Annotated in this window: 21 protein-coding genes; 14 read left to right on the top strand and 7 right to left on the bottom strand. The window is 72.5% G+C overall.

Translation table 11 applies throughout. The annotated features are described in order from the left end of the window. Positions 1-42 precede the first annotated feature (42 nt). Both ACWIHT_RS12395 and ACWIHT_RS12390 read right to left on the bottom strand, forming a co-directional pair. A complete protein-coding gene (locus ACWIHT_RS12395; protein WP_456167209.1) occupies positions 43-2517 on the bottom strand; it encodes a protein kinase domain-containing protein in 2475 nt (824 codons plus the stop codon). 138 nt (positions 2518-2655) lie between these two features. Further along, positions 2656-4170 carry an IucA/IucC family protein gene (locus ACWIHT_RS12390; protein ID WP_456167207.1) on the bottom strand — a complete coding sequence of 505 codons (1515 nt, stop codon included), beginning with the start codon at positions 4168-4170 and terminating at the stop codon, positions 2656-2658. A 37-nt stretch (positions 4171-4207) separates the two neighbouring features. On the opposite strand from ACWIHT_RS12390, the gene ACWIHT_RS12385 reads away from it, so the two are divergent. From ACWIHT_RS12385 to ACWIHT_RS12375, 3 genes are read left to right on the top strand one after another with little or no spacing between them, the layout of a single operon-like run. Further along, positions 4208-5776 (top strand): IucA/IucC family protein, encoded by a 1569-nt coding sequence (locus tag ACWIHT_RS12385; RefSeq protein ID WP_456167205.1) that lies wholly within the window; start codon positions 4208-4210, stop codon positions 5774-5776. Positions 5777-5785: 9 nt separating this feature from the next. After that, the gene (locus ACWIHT_RS12380) at positions 5786-7051 is read left to right on the top strand and encodes a VWA domain-containing protein (protein WP_456167203.1); all 1266 of its coding nucleotides are present in this window, start codon (positions 5786-5788) and stop codon (positions 7049-7051) included. Then, a complete protein-coding gene (locus ACWIHT_RS12375) occupies positions 7051-7866 on the top strand; it encodes a hypothetical protein (protein ID WP_456167202.1) in 816 nt (271 codons plus the stop codon). The genes ACWIHT_RS12380 and ACWIHT_RS12375 overlap by 1 nt, the downstream gene beginning before the upstream one ends. Before the next feature lie 42 nt (positions 7867-7908). Here ACWIHT_RS12375 and ACWIHT_RS12370 read toward each other — a convergent pair whose 3' ends face one another. Continuing rightward, positions 7909-8538: a winged helix-turn-helix transcriptional regulator gene (locus tag ACWIHT_RS12370; protein ID WP_456167200.1), complete on the bottom strand. Its 630-nt coding sequence runs from the start codon at positions 8536-8538 to the stop codon at positions 7909-7911. Between the two features lie 88 nt (positions 8539-8626). Here ACWIHT_RS12370 and ACWIHT_RS12365 point away from each other — a divergent pair, with 88 nt between their 5' ends. The 5 genes from ACWIHT_RS12365 (at position 8627) to ACWIHT_RS12345 (ending at position 12184) form a co-directional block, all read left to right on the top strand. Continuing rightward, positions 8627-9835 (top strand): pyridoxal phosphate-dependent aminotransferase, encoded by a 1209-nt coding sequence (locus ACWIHT_RS12365; RefSeq protein ID WP_456167198.1) that lies wholly within the window; start codon positions 8627-8629, stop codon positions 9833-9835. 39 nt (positions 9836-9874) lie between these two features. Next, positions 9875-10408: an HAD domain-containing protein gene (locus ACWIHT_RS12360; protein WP_456167196.1), complete on the top strand. Its 534-nt coding sequence runs from the start codon at positions 9875-9877 to the stop codon at positions 10406-10408. 3 nt (positions 10409-10411) lie between these two features. Then, positions 10412-11011, top strand: coding sequence for a histidine phosphatase family protein (locus ACWIHT_RS12355; protein WP_456167194.1), 600 nt, complete (start codon positions 10412-10414; stop codon positions 11009-11011). A 50-nt stretch (positions 11012-11061) separates the two neighbouring features. Next, a complete protein-coding gene (locus ACWIHT_RS12350) occupies positions 11062-11691 on the top strand; it encodes a hypothetical protein (protein ID WP_456167192.1) in 630 nt (209 codons plus the stop codon). Between the two features lie 70 nt (positions 11692-11761). Then, entirely contained in the window at positions 11762-12184 is a 423-nt protein-coding gene (locus ACWIHT_RS12345) for an acyl-CoA thioesterase (protein ID WP_456167190.1), read from the top strand. Positions 12185-12191: 7 nt separating this feature from the next. Here ACWIHT_RS12345 and ACWIHT_RS12340 read toward each other — a convergent pair whose 3' ends face one another. Together ACWIHT_RS12340 and ACWIHT_RS12335 are read right to left on the bottom strand one after the other, a co-directional pair. Beyond that, positions 12192-13400 carry a sensor histidine kinase gene (locus tag ACWIHT_RS12340; RefSeq protein WP_456167188.1) on the bottom strand — a complete coding sequence of 403 codons (1209 nt, stop codon included), beginning with the start codon at positions 13398-13400 and terminating at the stop codon, positions 12192-12194. Positions 13401-13615: 215 nt separating this feature from the next. Next, a complete protein-coding gene (locus tag ACWIHT_RS12335; RefSeq protein WP_456167186.1) occupies positions 13616-14272 on the bottom strand; it encodes a response regulator transcription factor in 657 nt (218 codons plus the stop codon). A 191-nt stretch (positions 14273-14463) separates the two neighbouring features. Between ACWIHT_RS12335 and ACWIHT_RS12330 the strand changes: the two genes are divergently transcribed. Genes ACWIHT_RS12330 through ACWIHT_RS12315 form a run of 4 tightly spaced genes read left to right on the top strand, consistent with a single transcriptional unit; the run spans position 14464 to position 18113 of the window. Beyond that, a complete protein-coding gene (locus ACWIHT_RS12330) occupies positions 14464-14997 on the top strand; it encodes a hypothetical protein (protein WP_456167184.1) in 534 nt (177 codons plus the stop codon). Then, complete coding sequence (locus ACWIHT_RS12325; RefSeq protein ID WP_456167182.1) at positions 14990-16183, top strand: efflux RND transporter periplasmic adaptor subunit; 1194 nt, start codon at positions 14990-14992, stop codon at positions 16181-16183. The genes ACWIHT_RS12330 and ACWIHT_RS12325 overlap by 8 nt, the downstream gene beginning before the upstream one ends. After that, positions 16180-16872, top strand: coding sequence for an ABC transporter ATP-binding protein (locus ACWIHT_RS12320; protein WP_456167180.1), 693 nt, complete (start codon positions 16180-16182; stop codon positions 16870-16872). Before ACWIHT_RS12325 ends, ACWIHT_RS12320 begins: the two co-directional genes overlap by 4 nt. Continuing rightward, positions 16869-18113 carry an ABC transporter permease gene (locus tag ACWIHT_RS12315; protein ID WP_456167178.1) on the top strand — a complete coding sequence of 415 codons (1245 nt, stop codon included), beginning with the start codon at positions 16869-16871 and terminating at the stop codon, positions 18111-18113. Before ACWIHT_RS12320 ends, ACWIHT_RS12315 begins: the two co-directional genes overlap by 4 nt. A 32-nt stretch (positions 18114-18145) precedes the next feature. On the opposite strand, the gene ACWIHT_RS12310 is transcribed toward ACWIHT_RS12315, so the two are convergent. Next, positions 18146-18547, bottom strand: a complete 402-nt coding sequence (locus ACWIHT_RS12310) for a winged helix-turn-helix transcriptional regulator (protein ID WP_456167176.1) — start codon at positions 18545-18547, stop codon at positions 18146-18148. A gap of 101 nt (positions 18548-18648) precedes the next feature. On the opposite strand from ACWIHT_RS12310, the gene ACWIHT_RS12305 reads away from it, so the two are divergent. Then, entirely contained in the window at positions 18649-20103 is a 1455-nt protein-coding gene (locus ACWIHT_RS12305; protein ID WP_456167174.1) for an MFS transporter, read from the top strand. A 20-nt stretch (positions 20104-20123) separates the two neighbouring features. Here ACWIHT_RS12305 and ACWIHT_RS12300 read toward each other — a convergent pair whose 3' ends face one another. Further along, positions 20124-20990: an SDR family oxidoreductase gene (locus ACWIHT_RS12300; protein ID WP_456167172.1), complete on the bottom strand. Its 867-nt coding sequence runs from the start codon at positions 20988-20990 to the stop codon at positions 20124-20126. 96 nt (positions 20991-21086) lie between these two features. On the opposite strand from ACWIHT_RS12300, the gene ACWIHT_RS12295 reads away from it, so the two are divergent. Next, positions 21087-21887 (top strand): helix-turn-helix domain-containing protein, encoded by an 801-nt coding sequence (locus ACWIHT_RS12295; RefSeq protein ID WP_456167170.1) that lies wholly within the window; start codon positions 21087-21089, stop codon positions 21885-21887. Positions 21888-21911: the final 24 nt, after the last annotated feature.

Here is a 21911-nt window from a genome sequence, read left to right as displayed (position 1 = left end):
CCTGAGCATAATGACCGGCCGTGACGGGCGCGGCGGCGCGGGTCAGCGCCAGGAGGGGTGGCCCTCGGGTGTGCTGCCGGTGGTGAGCCTGCGCGGGCCCGTGCCGTCCGCGCGGACGGCCCAGATCACCGGCCGGTCGAACGGGCCCCGGACGAACGCCACCCACTTGCCGTCCGGTGACCAGACCGGGTCCATCTCCTGGGCGTCCGTCCGCACGAGGGTCCTGTCGTCGGTGCCGTCCGTCTTGACGATGTGGATGTCTCCCCCGGTCCCCACGCCGGGTGCTCCGGCGGTGTAGGCGAAGTAGCGGCCGTCCGGGGACCAGACGGGGTCGAGCGCGCGCCGGGACTGGTGGGTCACCTGGCGGGGTTCCGCGCCCGGCCGCGACGGATCGACGACATGGATCTGCCAACCCGACGTCTTCTGAAGGCAGACGGCGATGTGCTTGCCGTCGGGGGACCACGCGGGGTCCTCCACCGCCCCGGAGCCGGTGGTCAGTTGCTGCGCGGAGCCGTCCGAGACGTTCACGACGAACAGTTGCTGCACACCGTCCGCGCGGCGCAGGACGGCCAGTCGCTTTCCGTCCCGGGACCAGGCCACCCGGCCGCCCGCGACGGCGGCGATCCGGCGGAGGCCGGTACCGTCCGCGTTCGCCGTCCAGACGGCCGACCCCTCCGCCGTCTTGCGGGTGAACGCGAACGACTTGTGGTCGGGGGACCACTGCGGGAGGGCGTCGCAGGTCCCGTCGATCAGCTGTTTCGGGTCGTCCGTGGTGGAGTCGCGGCGGCCGATCACGCTATGGCACGTCGACGACCCGGGGTCCGTGTCCATCCGGACCAGCAGCGGGGCGTCGGGGAACGCGGCGGGGGTCGTTTTCCGGGACGACGAGGACGCACTGGCGCCGGCACCGGCGTCGTCCTGACCGGAACCGGAACGGGAACCGGACCAGGGATGCCACACCAGCAGCCCAGCGGTGACCGCCGCGACCAACAACGCCGCCACGGCGACCGTCCTGCCGCGCCCGCGCCGCGCCCGCTCACCACCCACGGGTCCGGCACCACCCACCGGTCCGGCACCGCCCACCGGCCTCGCGCCGCCGCGCGGGACAGGAGCGGGTACGAACACCGGCGCGGGCCCGAAGCCCGGGCCGGACGACGACTGGACGGTCGGCGGATGCGAGGCCACACCGTGCCCACCGGCAGACGCCGCCGGTGCGCCCACGGCCGACGGCCACCCGTCAGCCGTCGGCGCGTCGGTCACCACGGGCCGAGGGTCGGCGGCAACATTCGAGCGCTCCCCGGCCACCGGCTCACCAGCCACCACCGCCCCCGGATCGACACCCTCGACCGACCACTCCCCGAACACCGGCAGGCCGGGCACGACGGGACCTGGGTCGGCACCCGCGACCGGCCGCTCACCGAGCACCGGCGCGCCGGGCGTCACCAGCCCGGAGTCGGCACCCACGTCCGACCGCTCACCGACCCCCGGCACGCCGGGCGTCACGGCCCTTGCGTCGGCCGGGACAACCGACCGCTCCCCGGCCACCGGCTCACCAGCCACCACCAGACCCTCCCCGGCCACCGGCGCCCCGGACAGCGCCGTGCGCGGATCGGTCGACGTGGACGGCGGGCGGTCCGCCGGCGCGGCGGAAGCCGCCGGGTCCTGGCTCCGTACGATCGCGGTCGCCTCGGCGGGCAGCCAGAGGTCCGACGGATGCTGGACGGTGAGCCGGTTGAGGAACTCCGACGGGGCGGGGCGGTCCCGCGGGTCCTTGGCCAGACAGGCCGCGACCAGCGGCCTCAACTGGCCGGGCACGTCCGTGAGATCGGGCTGTTCGTGGACGACGCGGTAGGGCCAGGCGGCCGACACTCCGTCCCCGAAGGGAGCGCGGCCCGCGGCCTGGCAGAGCACCACGCCCAGGGCGAACATGTCGACCGCGGGTGTGAGCGTGCCGCCGGTGAGCTGCTCCGGCGAGAGGAAGCCGAGGGTGCCGATCTGGAACCCGGTCTGGGTCAGGCCCGTACCGTCGAGGGCCCGCGCGATGCCGAAGTCGATGACCCGGGGGCCGTCCTCCGCGACGATGATGTTGGCGGGCTTCAGGTCGCGGTGGATGACCCCGGCCTGGTGGATGGCCGTCAGCGCCTCGGCGAGGCCCGCGGCCAGCACGGTGAGGGTGTCCGCGGGCAGCGGGCCCACCCGGTCGAGCAGGACCTCCAGCGTGGGGCCGGGTACGTAGGCCGTCACCAGCCAGGCCGGCTCGCCCTGCGGGTCGGCGTCCACGACCGGCGCGGTGTGGAAGCCGCCGACGCGACGGGCCGCGTCCACCTCGTCGGCGAACCTGCGCCGGAAGCCCGGTTCCGTGCTCAGTTCGGGCCGTACGACCTTGACGGCCACCGCCCGGCCCGACCGCGACCGGCCGAAGTAGACGACCCCCATTCCGCCTCGGCCGAGCCGTCCGACCAGCCGGTATCTGCCCTCCCCGACAGAGGCGGGATCACCCGCTTCGAGCGGTTTCATGACTCCCCCATCTCGCCCCGTCGAGCAACGGTAATCAGCCGCGGGGCTCCCCAATCCCAGCCATCAGTCTAGGTGCTCCGCTCATGACGTCAGGGGGTCCGGGACGGTTCCCTTCACGCCTCCCTTCACCCCTTCCCTTCACCCCGCGAGCGGGTTCGGAAGGGGGAGGTAGCGCGCGTCGGCGCCGTCCGCGCCGGTCCAGCGCAGCAGCAGATTGGTCTTGCCGGGCAGGGTGGGCGAGGCGAGGAGTCCGGCGACCTCGGGAAGGTCGTGGCGGCGGGCCAGTTCGGCGCGGACGGCGGGCCAGGGGTCCAGCTTCGGGTGGCGCTCGGCGAGGACCCCGGCCACCTCCACGAGGTGGTTGACGACCAGGCAGTACACCAGCCGCTCCCACCCGGCGGCCCGGTCCACGTCCGACAGCAGCTTCACGCCCTCCGCGTCCCGGTACAGCGCCTGCACGGGCGTTCCGTCGGCGTCGACGGCGACCACCGTGTTCTGGAGGTGCGCTTCGAGTACGACGCCGTGGTCCGCGAAGGCGCCCAGCGCGGGCGGTACGACCTGCCGCAGATACGCCTCCCACCAGGCCGCCGGGTCCGCCGTACCGTCGAGCGGGTCGCCGTCGAAGCCCTCCACCAGCGCGGCGGCGAGCAGTGGGGTGGTGCCGGGCAGGAGGTGGTCGCGCAGGCCGTCGCGGACCATGACGGCGAGTTCCTCGAAGGCGAAGTCGGCGGTGCGGTAGCCGCGGTCGCTCAGCCAGCCGGCCGGGCCGCCCATCGCCGCGAAGGCGTCCCGGACGGCCGTGTCGGTGCGCCGGAGTTTCAGCAGGTCGTGGCGCCAGAGCCGACGCACGTCGTTGGTGATCCGCACGTCCAGGCTGAACTTGAGGAACAGGTCGTCGCCCGCGATCTGTCCGGGCAGGTACACCGTGCGGATCGCGGCCGTCGGCCAGGCCTCGGTCGCGGTCGTGCCGAGCCGGATCAGCCGGCCGTCGGCGAAGGCGTCCGCCAGCGCGTCGCCGACGAGATCGAGCTGCCAGGGGTGGGCGGGCAGCAGCCGGTAGCCGGGCGGGGCCTCACCGAGCGCGTCCAGCGCCGATACGTCGCCCTCCTCCACGACCGCGTCCTCGCGCAGCCCGAGCAGCACCAGCGGGAAGCGGGCGTACGCCTCGGGGGCGTAGGGCAGCCAGCCCGCGACGGGGCCGCCGCCGCGGGCCTTGGGCGCGGGATGGTAGGGATGGCCGGTGATCAAGGACTGTTCGGAGCGGAGATACGGGTCGTCGGGCGCCGTCGCCCCTGCGCGCGCGTCGAGCAGCGCGGCGACCACGTCACGGCTGTCGGTCATCTCGGCGGGCAGTTCGTGGTTGGCCACTCCGGTGTGCAGGCGCAGCTCTTCGGCGACGAGTCCGACGAGTTCGGTGTGGCCGAGTCGGTGCCAGTCGCCGTCCGCGTACACCTCGGGCTCGGCGGGCCGCCGCTCGCCGCGCACCCGCAGCAGCCGGCCGCTCGCCGGCAGCCGGTACACCCGTCGCTCCCCGGGATCCGGGAGTGGCCGGGCCACCTCCCGGAGCAGACAGTTGAGCAGGGGCGCCGCCGCGTACACGTCGGCACGCTCCGCCGTGTCGGCGTCCGGAGGTGTGAAGTCGACGCGATCCATTCGTTCCCTAAGTCCGTGTCCTGCGATCGCGATCAGTATGTCTCTCGTCGTCACCGACCCTGACGCCCCGTCCGCACCCGAGGAGTCGACCGTGGACCGTCCCCCGCATCCCGAGGCCGAGGTCGCCGAGGAACTCGCCGCCGTACGGCCCGACCTCCCGCAACGGTACGCGGCCGAGCTGCCCGGAGCCCGCGCCGCGGTGCTCACCCGGCTGTGGCGGGCACTCGCCCACGAGCCGCTGCCGTGGATCACCGGCCGGTCCCCGGGCCTGGTCCTACGGCTCTCCGGCGGCCGGACGCTGCACGGCCCGCCCGCCGATCCGTACGCGACGGCCGCGTACGTCACCGTCGTCCATCTCGACGGCGTGGCCTACGACGATCCGGCGCGCCTGATGACCGACCTCGCGGTGCCGCACGGGACGGCGTTCGCCGTCGAACTCGGGCACAGCGTCGCCTCGTTGGCGCTGTCCCGGGCCAACCAGCCCGCGCACACCAAGGAGTGGCCGGAGCACGACTGGGAGTGGGAGCAGCGGATCGTCGACGGGCATCCGTTCCACCCCAACTGCCGTTCCCGGCCCGGGTTCTCGGTGGCCGAGCAGCTCGCATACGGGCCCGAGCACCGGCCGGTGGTGGCGCTGGGGTCGGTGCCGGTGCGGGCGGAGGAGTGTCTGCTGACCGGCGCGTGGCCGGACGAACTGCGGGACGCGGGGCGGCTGTTGATCCCGGTGCACCCGTGGCAGGCGGCCCATGTGCTGAAGCGCGCCGGGGACGATCCCGTGGACGCGCATCCGCTGATGTCGCTGCGCACGCTGGCCCTGGCGGGCGGTACGCACGTCAAGACCGCGCTGAGCGCCCGGCTGACGTCCTCGGTGCGGGACATCTCCGTCTACTCGATCGGGTTGTCGGCGACCCTGTCGGCGTTCGGGGAGACCCTGGCGGCGCGCTCGGACGGCCTGTTGCACGTCACCCGCACGCTGGGCGCGGCCACCGCCAACTCCCCCGACCTGGCGGCCGTGTTGCGGGAGTCGCCGCAGACGTACGCGGACACGGAAGCGGGCGAGCGGGTGTTGCCGGTGGCCGCCCTCGCGACCACCGACCTGCCCCGATCGCCCGCCTGGCTGGCCGAGTTCACGCGTCTCGCCCTCGTCGTCGGTCTGCGCCTGCTGGAGTCCGGTGTGGCCCTTGAGGCGCACGGTCAGAATCTGCTGGTGGTGCTGTCACGGACGGGTGCCCCGATCCGCCTGGTCTACCGCGATCTCGCCGACATCCGGGTCAGCCCCAACCGCCTTGCCCGGCACGGGATTCCGGTCCCGGAGCTGAGCGGACGGATCGTCACCGACGACGAAACGACCCTGCGCCGCAAGCTGTTCGGCTCGCTGGTGGCGGGCGCGCTCGCGGGCACGGCCGGTTCCGGTACGGCGCTCAGGGCGGCGCTGGCGAGTGTCGTACCGAAGCTGGAGCGGACGCCCGACCTCCTCGCGCTGCTCCAACAGCCGCTGCCCACCAAGGCGTTGACGCTGATGCGGCTGTCGCCGGAGCTGCCAGGGGACCAGTGGACGGGGCTGCCCAACCCGCTCGTTTTGGAGCCCGGTCCCTCTGATCAATAGGATCCGGCGATGATCACAAGACAACGGCTGGCGGCGGGGATCTGTGCCCTGCTCGCCACCCTCACGGCCGGGGTCGCCTTCCCGGCCGGAGCGGTCGCCGACGAGACGGACTCCGCGGCCTCCCCCAAGGTCGAACTCGTGCTGGACGTCAGCGGTTCCATGAGCGCCAAGGACATGGACGGCGGCTCGCGGATGGCAGCGGCGAAGCAGGCGTTCAACGAGGTGCTCGACGCGACACCCGAGGGAGTGCAGCTCGGCATCCGCACGTTGGGCGCCAACTACCACGGCAACGACCGCAAGACGGGCTGCAAGGACACCGCGCAGCTCTACCCGGTGGGCACCCTGGACCGCACCGAGGCCAAGACCGCGGTGGCGACGCTCCAGCCCACCGGCTGGACGCCGATCGGGCCCGCGCTGCTGAAGGCGGCGGACGACCTGAACGGCGGTGACGGCACCCGCCGTATCGTCCTGATCAGCGACGGCGAGGACACCTGCCAGCCGTTGGACCCGTGCGAGGTGGCCCGCGAGATCGCGGCCAAGGGCATCGGCCTGACCATCGACACGCTGGGTCTGGTGCCGGACGCCAAGACCCGCGACCAGCTGAGCTGCATCGCGGACGCGACCGGCGGCACCTACACGTCCGTGCAGCACAAGGAGGAACTCTCCGACCGCGTGGGCCAGTTGGTGGACCGCGCCGCCGACCCGGTGGTGACCCCGGTCGCCACCGAGGGCGCCACCCAGTGTTCCAGCGCCCCGACCCTCAAGTCCGGTCTGTACACGGACCGCGAGGAGTTCGGCAAGCAGCGCTTCTACCGCGTGGACGTCGACCCGGGCCAGGAGCTGCGCGCTTCGGTCAGCGTGGGCGCCGACCGCGAAGTGAACCCGGATTATGGGGTGTTGCTGCGGGCGGTCACCGTGCACGGCCGTGAGATCGTGCGCGGCGAGGGCACGGGCGACGGCCGTACGGACGTCATCTCCACCGGGCTGCGCTACCCGAAGGCCGAGAGCGACGACGACAACGCCCCGGCGGAGACCGTGTGCCTCCAGGTCACCAACTCCTTCTCGGCGGCCTCCGGGGTGAAGACCACGCCCGGTCTGCCCCTCGAACTCACCGTGGACGTCGTGGACGGACCCGGCAAGGCGAGCGACGTGGCCTCCTTCGGCCTCGGCCGCGGCTGGTGGCTGCTCGGCGCCCTCGTGCTGACCGGCTTCGTCGCGGGTCTGCTCTGGGGCTGGCTGTCACGCTGGCGTCTCGCGGTCTGGAGGACCAACTGATGCGGATCACACGTGTGTTGAGCACGGCCCTGCTGATGGCGGGGCTGGCGGCGGGCCCCGCGGTGGCGGACTCCTCACCGTCCGCGAGCGCCTCTGCCTCCTCCGAGGACAGCTCGGCCCCGACCCAGGCCGGCACTTCCTTCCGTACGGCGACGGAACTCGACCAGGGTCAGCAGGCCACCGCGAGCGGTTCCACGGGTGACTACCTGTACTGGTCGTTCGCCGCGGACGCCGGTCAACGGCCCACCGTCAAGGCGACGGTGAAGCTCCCGGACACGCACGCGGGCGAGACCTGGCAGCTCGATGTCTACGACGGGCTGCGGCGCCGCCAGGCCTGCCAGTACGGGGCCGCGACGCGCACCGCCGCGCAGGGCACCGCCTCCCTGGACCTGGCGTGCACGCTGCGCACGGTCCGCGCCTGGTCGGAGCAGTGGGCCAACGACCCGCTGCCCGGCACGTACTACGTCCGGCTGACGGTCGTGGACCTCCAGTCCTCGGACCTGGGCAAGCCGGTGAGCACCGAACTGCGGGTGGACTCCAAGGACATCGGCGGTTCGGCGGCGGTGGACGGCTCGCTGGCTCAGCCGCTGACGCCGGGGATCGCGGTCAAGTCGTCGTCGGACGAGGACAGTTCGTCGACCACGTCGGCGGCGCTGTCGAGCATCGAGCCCGACGGCGGCTGGTCGTCGGGCTGGTGGTCCGACCGCTGGGTGTGGACGGGCATCGGCGGTGTACTGGCCGCGCTCGCGGGCATCGGCGGCTACGCGCTGACGCGCGGGTCGGGACGACCGCGCCGGGTACCACCGGCCATGTGACGTCTCATCAGAAGGCCCGCCCCTGGCGGGCCTTCTGTCATCTCAGGTTTCCCTCAGCGCCTTGGCGAGCGTGCCCTCGCCGCTCACGTCGACGCGCCCGGCGCGCACCGCGTCGGCGAGGCTCAACTCCCCCTGCGCGACGGCCGTACAGGTGTCGACGCCGAGCACGAGCCGGGCGTCGGGCTCGCGGGGCGCGGGCCCTTCGCCGTAGACCGCGTCCTCCCCCGCCACTCCCACCCACACGTGGAACTCCCCTTCCTCCAGCCGGACTTCGACGAGCCCCTCACCTTCCAGCGCCCGCAGCAGCGGCAGCGCGAACCAGTGGGCGCGCACCGCGTCGGTGGGCCGCCGCTCCCCCAGCTCGGGCGCGCCCCAGGCACCGAGGGCCTGGAGGACGGGCAGCAACTCCCGTCCCCGTCCGGTGAGTTCGTAGACGTAGGCCGCGCCGGGCGGTGGCAGTCGCCGCCGGGTCGTCAGCCCGTCCCGTTCCATGTCCTTGAGCCGTGAGGCGAGTACGTCCGTGCTGACACCCGGCAGATCGGCGTGCAGGTCCGTGTAGCGGCGCGGGCCTGCGAGGAGTTCGCGGACGATCAGCAGGGTCCAGCGGTCACCGACGAGGTCGAGGGCCCGGGCCGCGGAACAGTACTGGTCGTAGCTTCGGCGAGGTGACATGCGACGCAGTCTAGACATGTTGTTGGACTTTCCAAGCTCACACTTGGTAAAACCAAGCAACACACGAAGCCGATGGGGCGAGGGCGCAATGGAGTTCCGGCAGTCGAGCAAGCTCAGCGAGGTCTGTTACGAGATCCGCGGTCCGGTGATCGAGCACGCCAACGCACTGGAGGAGGCGGGCCACAGCGTCCTGCGGCTGAACACCGGCAACCCCGCGCTCTTCGGCTTCGAGGCGCCCGAGGAGATCATCCAGGACATGATCCGGATGCTCCCCCAGGCGCACGGCTACACCGACTCGCGGGGCATCCTCTCCGCCCGCCGCGCGGTCGCCCAGCGCTACCAGACCCTGGGTCTCGAAGTCGACGTGGACGACGTGTTCCTGGGCAACGGCGTCTCCGAGCTGGTCTCCATGGCCGTACAGGCACTCCTGGAGGACGGGGACGAAATCCTCATCCCCGCCCCGGACTTCCCGCTCTGGACGGCGGTGACGACCCTCTCCGGCGGCAAGGCGGTGCACTACCTCTGCGACGAACAGGCCGACTGGTACCCGGACTTGGACGACATGGCGGCGAAGATCACCGACCGCACCAAGGCCGTCGTCATCATCAACCCGAACAACCCCACCGGAGCCGTCTACCCGAAGGAGATCGTCGAGGGCATCCTCGACCTCGCCCGCCGGCACGGCCTGATGGTCTTCGCCGACGAGATCTACGACCAGATCCTCTACGACGACGCTGTGCACCACTCGGCCGCCGCGCTCGCCCCCGACCTGGTCGTCCTCACCTTCTGCGGGCTGTCGAAGACGTACCGGGTGGCGGGCTTCCGCTCGGGCTGGCTGGTGGTGACGGGCCCGAAGCAGCACGCGAAGAACTACCTGGAGGGCCTGACCATGCTGGCCTCCATGCGGCTGTGCCCCAACGCGCCCGCGCAGTACGCCATCCAGGCCGCGCTGGGCGGCCGTCAGTCCATCCGCGACCTGACCGTCCCCGGCGGACGGCTGTACGAACAGCGCGACGTGGTGTGGGAGAAGCTCAACGAGATCCCCGGGGTGTCGTGCGTGAAGCCGAAGGGCGCGCTGTACGCGTTCCCCCGGCTCGATCCCAAGGTGCACAAGATCCACGACGACGAGAAGTTCGTCCTGGACCTGCTGCTGAGGGAGAAGATCCAGGTGGTCCAGGGCACCGGCTTCAACTGGCCCACCCCGGACCACTTCCGCATCCTCACGCTGCCGTACGCGGACGACCTGGAGGCGGCGATCGGCCGGATCGGGCGGTTCCTCGGCGGGTACCGCCAGTAGCGGCAGTTACCTTCGCCCCGCCCTGGGTAGCTCCTCCGCATGACAGACCGCCCGCTGCTGCTCCTCGACGTCGACGGCCCGCTCAACCCGTACGGCGCCCGGTTCCTGCGTCACCGCGGCTATGTCACCCGTCGGATGTGGCCGCCGAACTGGTCGGCCCGCCAGCCGCCGGGCTCCCGGCGGCTGCGGCGCGGACTGCGGGTGCGCCTGCACCCGGGGCACGGCGAGCGAATACTGGCGCTCCCGTACGAGCCGGCCTGGGCCACCACCTGGATGCACCACGCCAACGAGATGATCGCGCCGGTGATCGGGCTCCCCGGCGACCTGCCGGTGATCGAGTTCACCAATCTGTTCGCGAAGGACCCGGACGGCCTCTACTGGAAGACCCGGCAGGTCGTGGCCTGGGCGGCGGGACGGCCCTTCGTCTGGGTCGACGACCTGGTCACCGACCTGGACGTACGGCATGTCGAGGCACACCATGACGGCCCGGCGCTCCTCCTCAAGGTGGACCCGCGCCAGGGTCTGCGGGAGGGCGATTTCGCGACGTTGGAGCAGTGGGCCCATAGCCTGTGAGGTATGGGCGATCTTTTCCTCGTACGGCATGGAGAGACCGAATGGTCCCGGTCGGGGCGGCACACCGGCTGGACCGATGTCCCGCTGACCGAGAAGGGGCGGGCGGAGGCGCGCGGCCTGGTGCCGCTGATCCGCTCGCACCGGGTCGGCGCCGCGTTCGTCAGCCCCTTGCAGCGGGCCCGGGAGACCGCCGAGCTGATCGGTCTGACGGACGTACGGATCGACCCGGATCTGCGGGAGTGGGACTACGGCGGCTACGAGGGGATCACGACCGTCGAGATCCAGCGCATCCGGCCGGACTGGTTCCTGTTCACCGACGGGGTCGCGCCCGGGCCGCCGGATCATCCCGGGGAGAGCCCGGAACAGGTGGGGCAGCGCGCCGACCGGGTACTGGCCAAGGTCGACGCGGCGCTCGCGAACACCGAGGGCGTGGTGGTGCTGGTGGCACACGGCCACTTCCTACGGGTCCTCACCGCGCGGCGGCTCGGGCTGCCGCCGTCGGACGGGGCGCTGTTCCAGCTGGCGACCGGGACGCTGTGCCGGCTGGGCACGGAGCACGGGCGGCCGGTGATCGCCGCCTGGAATGTCAGACCGCCGTCGTAGCCTTCGAATGAGCCGCGGACACTCGTCGACGCGGTGGGGAGGAGCACGCCGTGACACGACCGCCGACCGCCGCGCAGCGGCGTGTCATCGACGCCGCCGATCCCGTCAGCGGGCGGCTGCGGGGTACGGAGGCGCAGCTCGCCGCGCTGGTGAGGCGGGGGCTCGCGTTCCGGCACCCGCGTCCGCCGCACGACCACTTCCTGACCCCGGCGGGGCATCGCATACGGGAGTCCGTCCCGGAGGTCGCCGAGCCCGTCGTGGAGGCGCCCACGACCACCGGGGTGTTCGCCGCGCGGATCGGCGGCGAGGAAGCGGCGGACACCGGTCCGGCCCGTATCCGTGAGGTCCACAGCGCGTGGCAGGGGCTGGTGGAGCTGCGGCGGATGACCAACCGGGACGGCTCCGTGGACCGGCCGTGCGGCTGGGAGCGTTCGCATCTGGTGCAGGCCGCGGCGCTCGCCCTGGAGGCGGCCGGGCACCGGCCCTCCGGGCGGGACGACACGGAGGGCTACCGGGTGCGGGCGACCCCGCAGCCCGAGGCCGTCGCCGTGCGCGACCCGGACGGGGCGGCGCTGCGCGCCTGTGCGGAGACGCTGGAGCGGGCGGGCTGGCAGGTGAGCGAGCACAACGAGCCGCGTACGGGGGCGAGTTACCTGCTGGCCTCACCGCGAAGAAACTGAGGGGCATGCCAAGATCGGTGCGGCAGATCGTCCGTCAGTACGAGTTCCGTCAGCATGAGAAGGGAACGCAGTGAGCGAGCCGTTTTCCGTCCCGGTGACCGTCCGCGGATACGAGACCGACAGCCTGGGGCACCTCAATCAGAGCGTCTATCTACAATACGCGGAGCATGCCCGCTGGGAACTGTTGCAGGCCGCAGGGGTGGGTCAGACCGAGCTGCTCGCCGAGGGGATCGCACCCGTCGTGCTGGAGACGACCATCCGCTATCTGCGGGAGCTGCGCGCGGGCGAGGACGTCGAGGTGAGCTGTGTCTTCGAGTGGGGTGAGGGCAAGACGTTCCGGGTCACCCAGACGATCACGAAGACCGACGGCACGATCTCCGCGGAGGTCGCGTCGGTCGGCGGACTACTGGACCTGAAGGAACGCCGACTGGCAGCCCAACCCCGGGAGCACTTCAAGCGGTTGACCACGGACCCGGGCCTGTTCGGACTCTGAGCCGGGGCTACTCCGGTGCCCGCGGCAGCGTCACCGTCACCTTCAGGCCGCCGTCCGGCCGGGGCAGCGCGGTGACCTCCCCGCCGTGGGCGCGTGCGATCGCCCGCACGATCGACAGCCCGAGGCCCGCGCCCCTGCCGGTGACCACCCGGTCGGCGCCCAGTCTGCGGAACGGCTCGAAGAGGGACGGGAGTTCGTACGACGCGACCGGCGGGCCGGTGTTGGTGACCTCCAGTTCCACCCGGTCCGCGTCATGGACCGCGCTGGTCACCCGGACCCAGCCGCCCTCGCCGGTGTTGTGGCGGACGCCGTTCTCGACGAGGTTGTGGACGAGCCGCTCCAGGAGGAGCGCGTCGCCGAGCGTCATGGCCTCGGCGGACTTGTCCTGGACGGTGACGCCGGCCCGGTCCGCCTCCGGTGCCGTCTGGTCCGCCACATGGGCCACGACGTCGGCCAGGTCCACCGGAAGCCGTTCGGCGACCTCGTTCTCCGAACGGGCCAGCAGCAGAAGCCCGGTGATCAGCCGCTCGTGCCGGGCGTTGATCTCCAGCAGATTCTCGCCGAGCTGCTTCACGTCCTCGGAGGCGGACGTGCGGTGCATGGCGATCTCGACCAGGGCCCGGCCCAGGGTGAGCGGGGTGCGCAGTTCGTGCGAGGCGTTGGCGACGAAGCGGCGCTGGCCGTCGAAGGAGCGGTCGAGTCGTTCGACCATCGTGTCGAAGGTGTCGGCGAGATCCTTGACCTCGTCGTCGGGCCCGCGCAGCGCGATGCGTTCGTGCAGGCCCCGGTCGGCGGCCGGGGCACCGGCGATCCGGCGGGCGGTGTCGGTGACCCGGTGCAGCGGGGCCAGTACCCGGCCCGCGACCAGCCAGCCGAACCCGGCCGCGGCGGCGCCGACGACACCCAGGGCGATACCGCCCTGGGTGAGCAGCGAGGTGGTGGCCTCACGGCGCCAGCCGTCGCGCTGGGCGTCCATCCACTTCTCCAGGTCGGCACCGGGCGGCGGGGTCGCCGTGAACCCGCCGATGACGGTCCGGGTGTCCTGAGCGGAACCGCTCGGCGTGCCGGACGGCGTCGGCCCGCCGGCCCCCTTGCCCGACGTCGCCCCACCACCGGACGAGGGCTGCGCGGACGCCTCCGTCCGCGAAAGCACCTGGGCACCGGTACGGCCCAACTGCTGGTCGAGCAGAGCATAGGTAACCGCGAGCAACAACATGCCACCAACCAGAAAGAGACCGCCGTAGGTGAGGGTGAGACGAGCCCGGAGAGTCATCCGGCGCGGCAACAGACGGAGTCCACGGGGGCGTTCAGTCGTGGGAGCCGGGCGCGGCGTGGGACGGGCGGGGCGGTCCGTCGGGTGGGCGGGACGGTCCGGCTCATGAGCGGTGCCGTCCGACGGGCGGGTCGGGTGGTCTGTCGGGTGGGGGCGTTTCACGGGATGCGGTACCCCACTCCCGTGATGGTCTCCACCAGTGGTGGTTCGCCCAGTTTGCGGCGGAGTTTGAGGACGGCCAGGCGGACGGCGCCGGTGAAGGGGTCGGCGTTCTCGTCCCACGCCTTCTCCAGGAGCTGTTCGGCGGAGACCGCCGCGCCCTCGGCGCGCAGCAGTTCGGCGAGGACCGCGAACTCCTTCTTCGACAGCGGCACATAGCGGCTGCCCCGGAAGACCTCGCCGCGTGCCGGGTCCAGGGTGAGACCCGCGCGGCACAGCACCGGCGGTGCGGCCGGCCGTGAGCGACGGCCCAACGCCAGGACGCGGGCGGCGAGTTCGGGGAACGCGAACGGCTTGACGAGGTAGTCGTCGGCGCCGAGACCGAGCCCTTCGACCCGGTCGGTGATCTCGGCCGCCGCCGTCAGCATGAGGACGCGTACAGAAGTCTCCGCGGCGACGATCTCGCGGCACACGTCGTCTCCGTGCACCCGCGGCAGGTCTCGGTCGAGGACGATCACGTCGTAGTCGACGACGTCCACCCGTTCCAGCGCCGCCGCGCCGTCGTGGGCGAGATCGACGGCGTGGGCCTGGCCGCGCAGCCACTCGGCGATCGCGTCGGCCAACATCGGTTCGTCCTCGACGACCAGGACCCGCATCCCGGACACCTTCCTGTGGGCGCCGGGCGACCGGCGAGGGCGGAGCACTGAGCACCGCGCGAGGGACAGCGTGCCCGGGCCGGTGTTTCCTCGCCGTCAGTGAGTGCCGTGGGGCCATGGAAACGCCCGGGAAACGGCCCGTCGGTTTCGCTTCGTTGCCGGACGGTACCCGAGACCCAGGAGACGACACCATGAGACTACGGATGCGCAACGGCGGTGCCCGGGCGGCGCTGCCCGCCGCGCTGCTGACGACGCTGGCCCTGACGGTGGGCGGCTGCGGCTCCGGCGACGACGCCACCACGGTGACGGGCGCGGCGGCGAGCAGGAGCGCGCAGGACGACCAAGGGGTGAAGTTCGCCCAGTGCCTGCGCGAGCACGGCGTGGACGTGGAAGACCCGGAGCCCGGCCAGGGACTCCAGATCAGGATCACCGGGAACGTCCCCAAATCCACGGTGGACGCGGCGATGAAGGCATGCGGCAAGTACGACCCGAGGCAGTCGGGCGGGGCGAGCGCGGACCCGGAGGTCGAGGCGAAGATGCGCAAGCTGTCGCAGTGCATGCGGGACAACGGCGTCGAGAACTTCCCCGACCCCGAGCCGGGCAAGGGCATCCAGATCGACGGCAGCGTGGCGAACGACCCGGACTTCGCCAAGGCCGACAAGAAGTGCCAGAAGTACGCGCCGTCCGGCGGCCAGAAGTCCGACAACACCGACGGCAATGGCTGAGCCGGCGCTCGCGCACGAGCGGGAGACCGCCGGAGCGGATCCCGTCGGCACGGGACACAGTGAACGCGGTGGCACCGGCCACGATGACACGACCGCCGCCGACCGTCCCGCCCGCCGCCCCCGCCGTACCCGCCAACTCCTCGTCGCCCTCGCCGTGTTGGCCGCGGTCGGCGGCGCCGCGGCCGCCGGGCTCGGGCTCGGCGACCGCGGCTCGAAGGAGAGCGCGACGAGTCAACTCCCCCCGGCCACCGCGACGGTGACCCGGCAAACACTCAAGGACAGCCAGACGGAGGACGGTTCACTTGGTTACGGCACCTCGGCCTCGGTCGTCGGCCGCGTCCCCGGTACGGTCACTCACCTCCCGGAGTCCGGTCGGCAGGTCACCCGCGGTGCGGCGCTGTACCGCGTGGACGACCGGCCGGTGGTGCTGATGTACGGCGCGGTCCCCGCGTACCGGACCCTGCGGACGGGCGACGAGGGCACGGACGTAAGGGAGTTGGAGCGCAACCTCAAGGCACTCGGCTACGGCGGCTTCACCGTCGACGACACCTACACGGACGCCACGGCCGACGCGGTGAAGGAGTGGCAGGAGGACCAGGGGCTGGACGAGACCGGTGCCGTGGAGCTGGGCCGCGTGGTGTTCGCGCCGTCCGCCGTGCGCGTGGACGCCCTGGCCGCGGAGGAGGGCGCGGCCATCGGCCCCGGCCAGAAGGTGCTGTCGTACACCGCCACCGCGCAGGCGGTCACCGTCGAACTCGACACCGCCGACCAGCGGTTGGCACGCGAGGGTTCGAAGGTGACCGTGGAACTCCCGGACGGGACCGTGGTCGACGGCCGGGTCTCCGACGTCACCACCGAGATCATCCCCGGCAACGGCGCGGACCAGGACCCCACGACCAAGGTGAAGGTGATCGTCGCCCTCGACGGGACGAAGGCGCAACGGGCCGCCGCACCCTATGTGTTGGCGTCGGTGCACGTGTCGTTCACGGCCGGCGAGCGCAAGGACGTGCTGACCGTGCCGGTCGCCGCGCTGGTGGCGCTGCCGCAGGGCGGTTTCGGGGTGCAGGTGGTCAAGAGGGCGGGAAGTTCCTATGTCCCGGTCGAGACCGGCCTGTTCGCGGACGGACGGGTGGAGATCAGCGGCGCCGGGATCACCGCGGGCACGAGGGTGGGGATGCCCGCGTGATCGCGCTCACCGATGTCACCAAGGTCTACCCCGGCGGGGTCACCGCCCTGGCCGGGGTCTCGCTGACCGTGGCGCGCGGCGAACTCGTCGCCGTCGTCGGCCCGTCGGGCTCCGGCAAGTCGACGATGCTGCACATGCTCGGCACCCTCGACCGGCCCACCGAGGGCCGGGTACGGATCGACGGCTACGACGCGGGCGTGCTGTCGGACGCGCGGCTCTCGGCGTTGCGGGCAGGGCGGATCGGCTTTGTGTTCCAGCAGTTCCATCTGGCCTCCGGGACCTCGGCGTTGACCAATGTGGCGGACGGGCTGCTGTACTCCGGACTGCGTCCGGCGCGGCGGCGCGCACGGGCCGCCGAAGCGCTGCGCCGGGTGGGTCTCGGGCACCGGCTGCACCACAAGCCGCACGAACTGTCCGGTGGCGAGCGGCAACGGGTCGCGGTGGCCCGCGCGGTGGCCGGGGAGCCCGCGCTGCTGCTCGCCGACGAGCCGACGGGCGCGCTGGACTCGGCGTCCGGGGCTGGTGTGATGACCCTGCTGCGGGAGCTGAACGCCGTCGGTACCACCGTCGTGATCATCACCCACGACCAGGAGATCGCGGAGTCCCTGCCCCGGCAGGTGCGGATGCGGGACGGACGGGTCGTCGAGGACTCGGCGGCGCGCCCGCTCACCACGGGGGTGGCCCGATGACCGTACAGGCGGCGGCAGTTCGGGGAGCGCCGGCACCGCCTCCGGAGGTGCTGCGCCCGGCCCGGCTCCGCCCTGCCGACGTGGTCAGGGTCGGCGCGGTGGGGCTGCGCACCCGGCCTCTTCGGGCGTTCCTGTCGGCGTTGGGCATCGCGATCGGTATCGCCGCGATGGTGGCGGTCGTCGGGATCTCGTCGTCCTCGCAGGCCGATCTGGACCGGGCGCTCGCGGCACTCGGCACCAATCTCCTGACGGTGTCGCCGGGCAGCACGCTCACCGGCGGCCAGGCCCGACTCCCCTCCACAGCGGAGGGGATGGTGGCGCGGATCGACGGGGTGGAGTCGGTGTCGGCGGTCGGCAGGGTGCCGGACGCGAAGGTGTACCGCTCCGACCGGATCCCGGCAGTGGAGACGAACGGGCTCGCGGCCTACGCGGTCCGCGCCTCGCTGCGCTCCGCGATCGGGGCCCGGCTGGCGAGCGGTGTCTGGCTGAACGCGGCGACGGCCCGGTATCCGGCCGTGGTGCTCGGCGCGACCGCGGCCGACCGGCTCGGCGTCGGTCACGCGGACCGCGACGCGCAGGTGCTCGTCGGCGGCACCTGGTTCACCGTGGTGGGCATCCTCGAACCGGCGGCCCTGGCACCGGAGTTGGACACCGCGGCACTGATCGGCTGGCCGGTCGCCGAGGACCGGCTCGGCTTCGACGGGTACCCGACCACGGTGTACACGCGGTCGCAGGAGGCGAAGGTGGAGGCGGTGCGTGATCGGCTGGGCCCCACCGCCGACCCCGAGGCGCCGAGCGAGGTCCAGGTGTCCCGGCCCTCGGACGCGCTGGCCGCGCAGCGCGCGGCGGGCGAGGCGTTCACCGGGCTGCTGCTCGGTCTCGGCGCGGTGGCGCTGCTGGTCGGCGGGGTGGGGGTGGCGAACACGATGGTGATCTCGGTGCTGGAGCGCCGGGCCGAGATCGGACTGCGCCGCTCGCTGGGCGCGACGCGCGGGCAGATCCGCTCGCAGTTCCTCACGGAGTCCCTGCTGCTGTCGGCGCTCGGCGGGGCGGGCGGAGCCCTGCTGGGCCTGGCCGTCACGGCCGGATACGCTGTCTACCAGGGCTGGCCCGCGGTGGTCCCGCCCTGGGCACTGGCGGGCGGCATCGCGGCCACGTTGCTGATCGGCGGCCTCGCCGGTCTGTATCCGGCGATCCGGGCGGCACGCCTCTCACCCACGGAGGCGCTCGCCACGCCGTGACGGGGACCACGTCCCGACAATCCCGCGGCGGCCTACACGTCGAGCAACTCCGGCTGGTGCTCGGCGTCGTAGGTCGCGCGCGCCTCCGCGATGTGGACGCGGTTGCGTTCCGCCCAGTCCGTGAGCCGTAGCAATGTCTCGTGCAACTCCTGGGCCACCGGGGTGAGTCGGTACTCGACCTTGGGTGGCACGGTCGGGTGCACGGTGCGGGTGACGAGTCCGTCGCGCTCCAGGTTGCGCAGCGTCAGGGTCAGCATGCGCCGGCTGATGCCCTCGATGCCGCGCTCCAACTCGGTGAAGCGGATGGGGCCGTGGGCCGCCGCGACCAGGATCTGCACGCTCCATTTGCCGGCCACCCTGTCAAGAACCTCGCGCACCGGACAGGCGTGCGCGTTCACGACCTGGGCGGTAACACCGGTGTTCCCCTGGGACATCGAAGTGCCTCCTTTTGCCGACCTCCATGGTTCCTCACGATGTTCCCCGTTACAAGTCGTGCACCTATGGGTGCAACGGAGAACCATGGAGGCCACGAGCCATGTCGACCCTGTCCGAGTCACAGCCACGCACGCTGGAACGAACGTACTCCCGCTGGGCGTCCCTCGTCGTCCTGTGCGCGGGGACGCTGATGACGATCCTGGACGGCAACATCGTCACGGTCGCCATGCCGGCGATCCAGCGCGACCTCGGTTTCACGGGGCCGGGGCTCGCCTGGGTCGTGAACGCCTACATGATCCCGTTCGGCGGACTGCTGCTCCTCGTCGGCCGGCTGGGCGATCTGGTGGGCCGCAAGCGGATGTACACGGCGGGGCTCGCCGTGTTCACCGCGGCCTCCGTGCTGTGCGGGCTCGCGAACAGTCAGGGGATGCTGATCGCGGCCCGAGCCGTGCAGGGCGTCGGCGGGGCGATGGCCTCGGCGGTCGTCCTCGGGATGCTCGTCGCGCCCGCGCGGCGGCAGCCGCATATCCAACACAGCCCCGAACCGCGTGAACTGGCCCGCGCGATCGCGGTGTTCAGCGCGGTCGGCGCGGGCGGCGGAGCCCTCGGTACCTTCCTGGGCGGGGCGCTGACCCAGGCCCTGAACTGGCACTGGATCTTCCTGATCAACCTGCCGATCGGGATCGTGGCCTGGTTCGCCGCCGTCCGCGTCCTGGCCCCGGAGCAGGGCGTCGGACTCGGCAGGGGCGCCGACTACCCGGGCGCCGCGCTGGTCACCGGCGCGCTGATGCTCACGGTGTATGTCATCGTCGGCACCGGTGCCCGCTCCCTCACCGCCACGCTGCTGCTGGCCGCCCTCGCCCTGGCGCTCTTCGTGGCGTTCACCGTCCGTCAGGCCAGGGCCGCCCGCCCGCTGCTGCGGCTGCGGCTGTTCCGCTCCCGGTTGCTGACCGGGGCGAACGCCGTGCAGATCCTGATGATCGGCACGATGTTCGGCTTCCAGTTCATCGGCGCGTTGTACGTCCAACGGGTCCTGGGCTTCAGCGAGTTGCTCACCGGCACGGCGTTCCTTCCGACGCCGATCGCGATCGGTGCGCTGATGCTCGGCCTCTCCGCACGGACCATCGGCCGGTTCGGCGCGTACCGGGTGCTGCTGGCCGGGCTGGTCCTGATCGTCGCGGGCATGGGCCTGCTGAGCCGCGCCCCCGCCGACGGTTCGTACGTCGCCGACGTCCTGCCGCCGCTCCTCCTGCTCGCCACCGGGTTCGCCGCCGCGATGCCCGCGCTGACCGGGCTCGCCATGTCGGGGGCGCGGGAGGAGGACGCGGGGCTGGCCTCTGGGCTCTTCAACACCACGCAGGTGGTGGGCGGTTCACTGGGGCTCGCGGTGCTGTCGACACTTGCGGCGGGCCGGACCGACGAACTGGTCTCCCGGGGCGCGGAGTTGATCCCGGCGACCGCGTCGGGGTACCAACTGGCGTTCCGGGTCGCGGCGTTGATCGCGGCGGCGGCGCTGGTGCTGGCGGCGGGGGTGCTGCGGGGGCGGCGCGACTGACGCCCCCGCAGCGGCTCGGGTCACCCCTCGCCGAGCCCCGCCCCGAACGCCTCCCTGTGGTCCTGGGCCCATTCCCGATAGGTGCGCGGCGGTCGGCCCAGAACCTCCCGCACCTCCCCGGTGACGACCTCGTTGCCGCCGTTGCGGACGAACTCCCTGCTGATCTCGGAGGCGTCGACGAAGGTGTCGCTGTAGCCGAGACCGCGCAGATACTCGCGCGCCTCGGCCGAGGACAGGTCGCGCACCTCCACGGGGCGCCCGAGGACCTCGGCCAGTACGGCGGCCTGGTCCGGCACGCTCAGCACCTCGGGTCCGGTCAGTGTGTACGTCCGCCCCGAGTGGCCCACGTCGAGCAGCGCGGCCACCGCCACCTCGGCCACGTCACGCGGGTCGACCACGCCCTGGCCGCCGGTGCCGCTCGTGTTCGGCAGCGGGGTGCCCGCCCGCACGGAGGCCGCCCAGCCGAGTGTGTTCGAGGCGAAGGCGGAGGGGCGCAGGATCGTCCACTCCAACCCGCTGTCCCGCACGGCCTGTTCACCAGCCACGTGCCAGCCGCCGACCGGTCCGACGGCGGGGTCGCCGGTGCCGATGCCGGAGAGCTTCACGATCCGGCGCACGCCCGCCGCCCGCGCGGCCTCGACCAGTCCCCGGTCGTGCTCCGCGTCGTCCGGTCCGAACACGCCCACCAGGAAGGCGACTTCAGCGCCGGTCAGCGCGGCGTCCACGGAGGCCCGGTCGGCGGGCAGACCCCGTACCGTCTCGACTCCCGAGGGAATCCGGGCCTTCTCGGGGTCCCGGGTGAGGGCGCGCACCTTCTCGCCGCGCGCCACGAGCTGTCGTAGGACCTCGCTGCCGATGGTGCCCGTGGCACCCGTCACTAGGATCATGGCCACCACGGTGGGCGGAGAGGGGTCTTCGGTTCTAGGAGATTCCGGCACGTTCGGGGGCCCGGTGCGGGCCGGTGGCGCGCTTACCGTGGAGGGGTGACGAACGCCGACGTGTCCGAACGGGAGTTGCCCCTGCCGGACGAGCTGCGCCCCTGGGTCTCGCGCATCGCCGACCTGACCGTGAACCGCTTCCCGGTGGAGCCGTTCGTCCATCTCCCGGACGCGGCCACGAAGTTGGTGGTCCGCGTGGAGGGGAACGGCCGCCGCAGTGTCCTCGTCGTCGGGCCGCGCGTCCGGGCCACCTACCACGCGGCCAAACACCTCGTGTCCTGTGCGGAATTGCGGCTGACGCCGGGCACGACACGGCCGTTGCTGGGTGTTCCGGCCGTCGATCTCGTCGGCCGGGCCATGCCCCTGAGCGACCTGCCCGGCCGGTTCGCCCGCCAACTGGCCGTGGAACTGCACGGGTTGGAGCCCGAGGCGGCGATCGCCCGACTCACGGAGGTCGTCCCGGACCGCCTCGCCGCGGTCGCGGACTCCGCGCGCGCCGAACTCGTCCGGGCCGGTGTCGACGCGATGTCGATCCGCACCGGTCACCTCCCCGGCCCGGTACCCGCTGTCGCCCGTGAACTGGCGGTCAGCGAGCGGCAGTTGCGCAATCTCTTCGCCGAGGGGGTCGGTCTCTCCCCCAAGCACTACGCCCGCGTCAACCGGGTGCGCGCCGTGGTGGCCCACGCCACCGAACTCTCCTGGGCCGAACTCGCCGCCGTCACCGGCTACTACGACCAGTCCCACATGACGTCCGACTTCCGCGCCCTGATGGGTGTCCCGCCCCGGTCGTACTTCACGGGCCGACTCCCCGAGGCCATGCCCTGCCGGGCGGTCCGGGGCGGCTGACCTTCTGCCGTGAACCGCGGCCGG

It is taken from the genome of Streptomyces sp. NPDC002276 (assembly GCF_053891435.1).
This window is presented reverse-complemented; position numbering and strand designations above follow the sequence as displayed.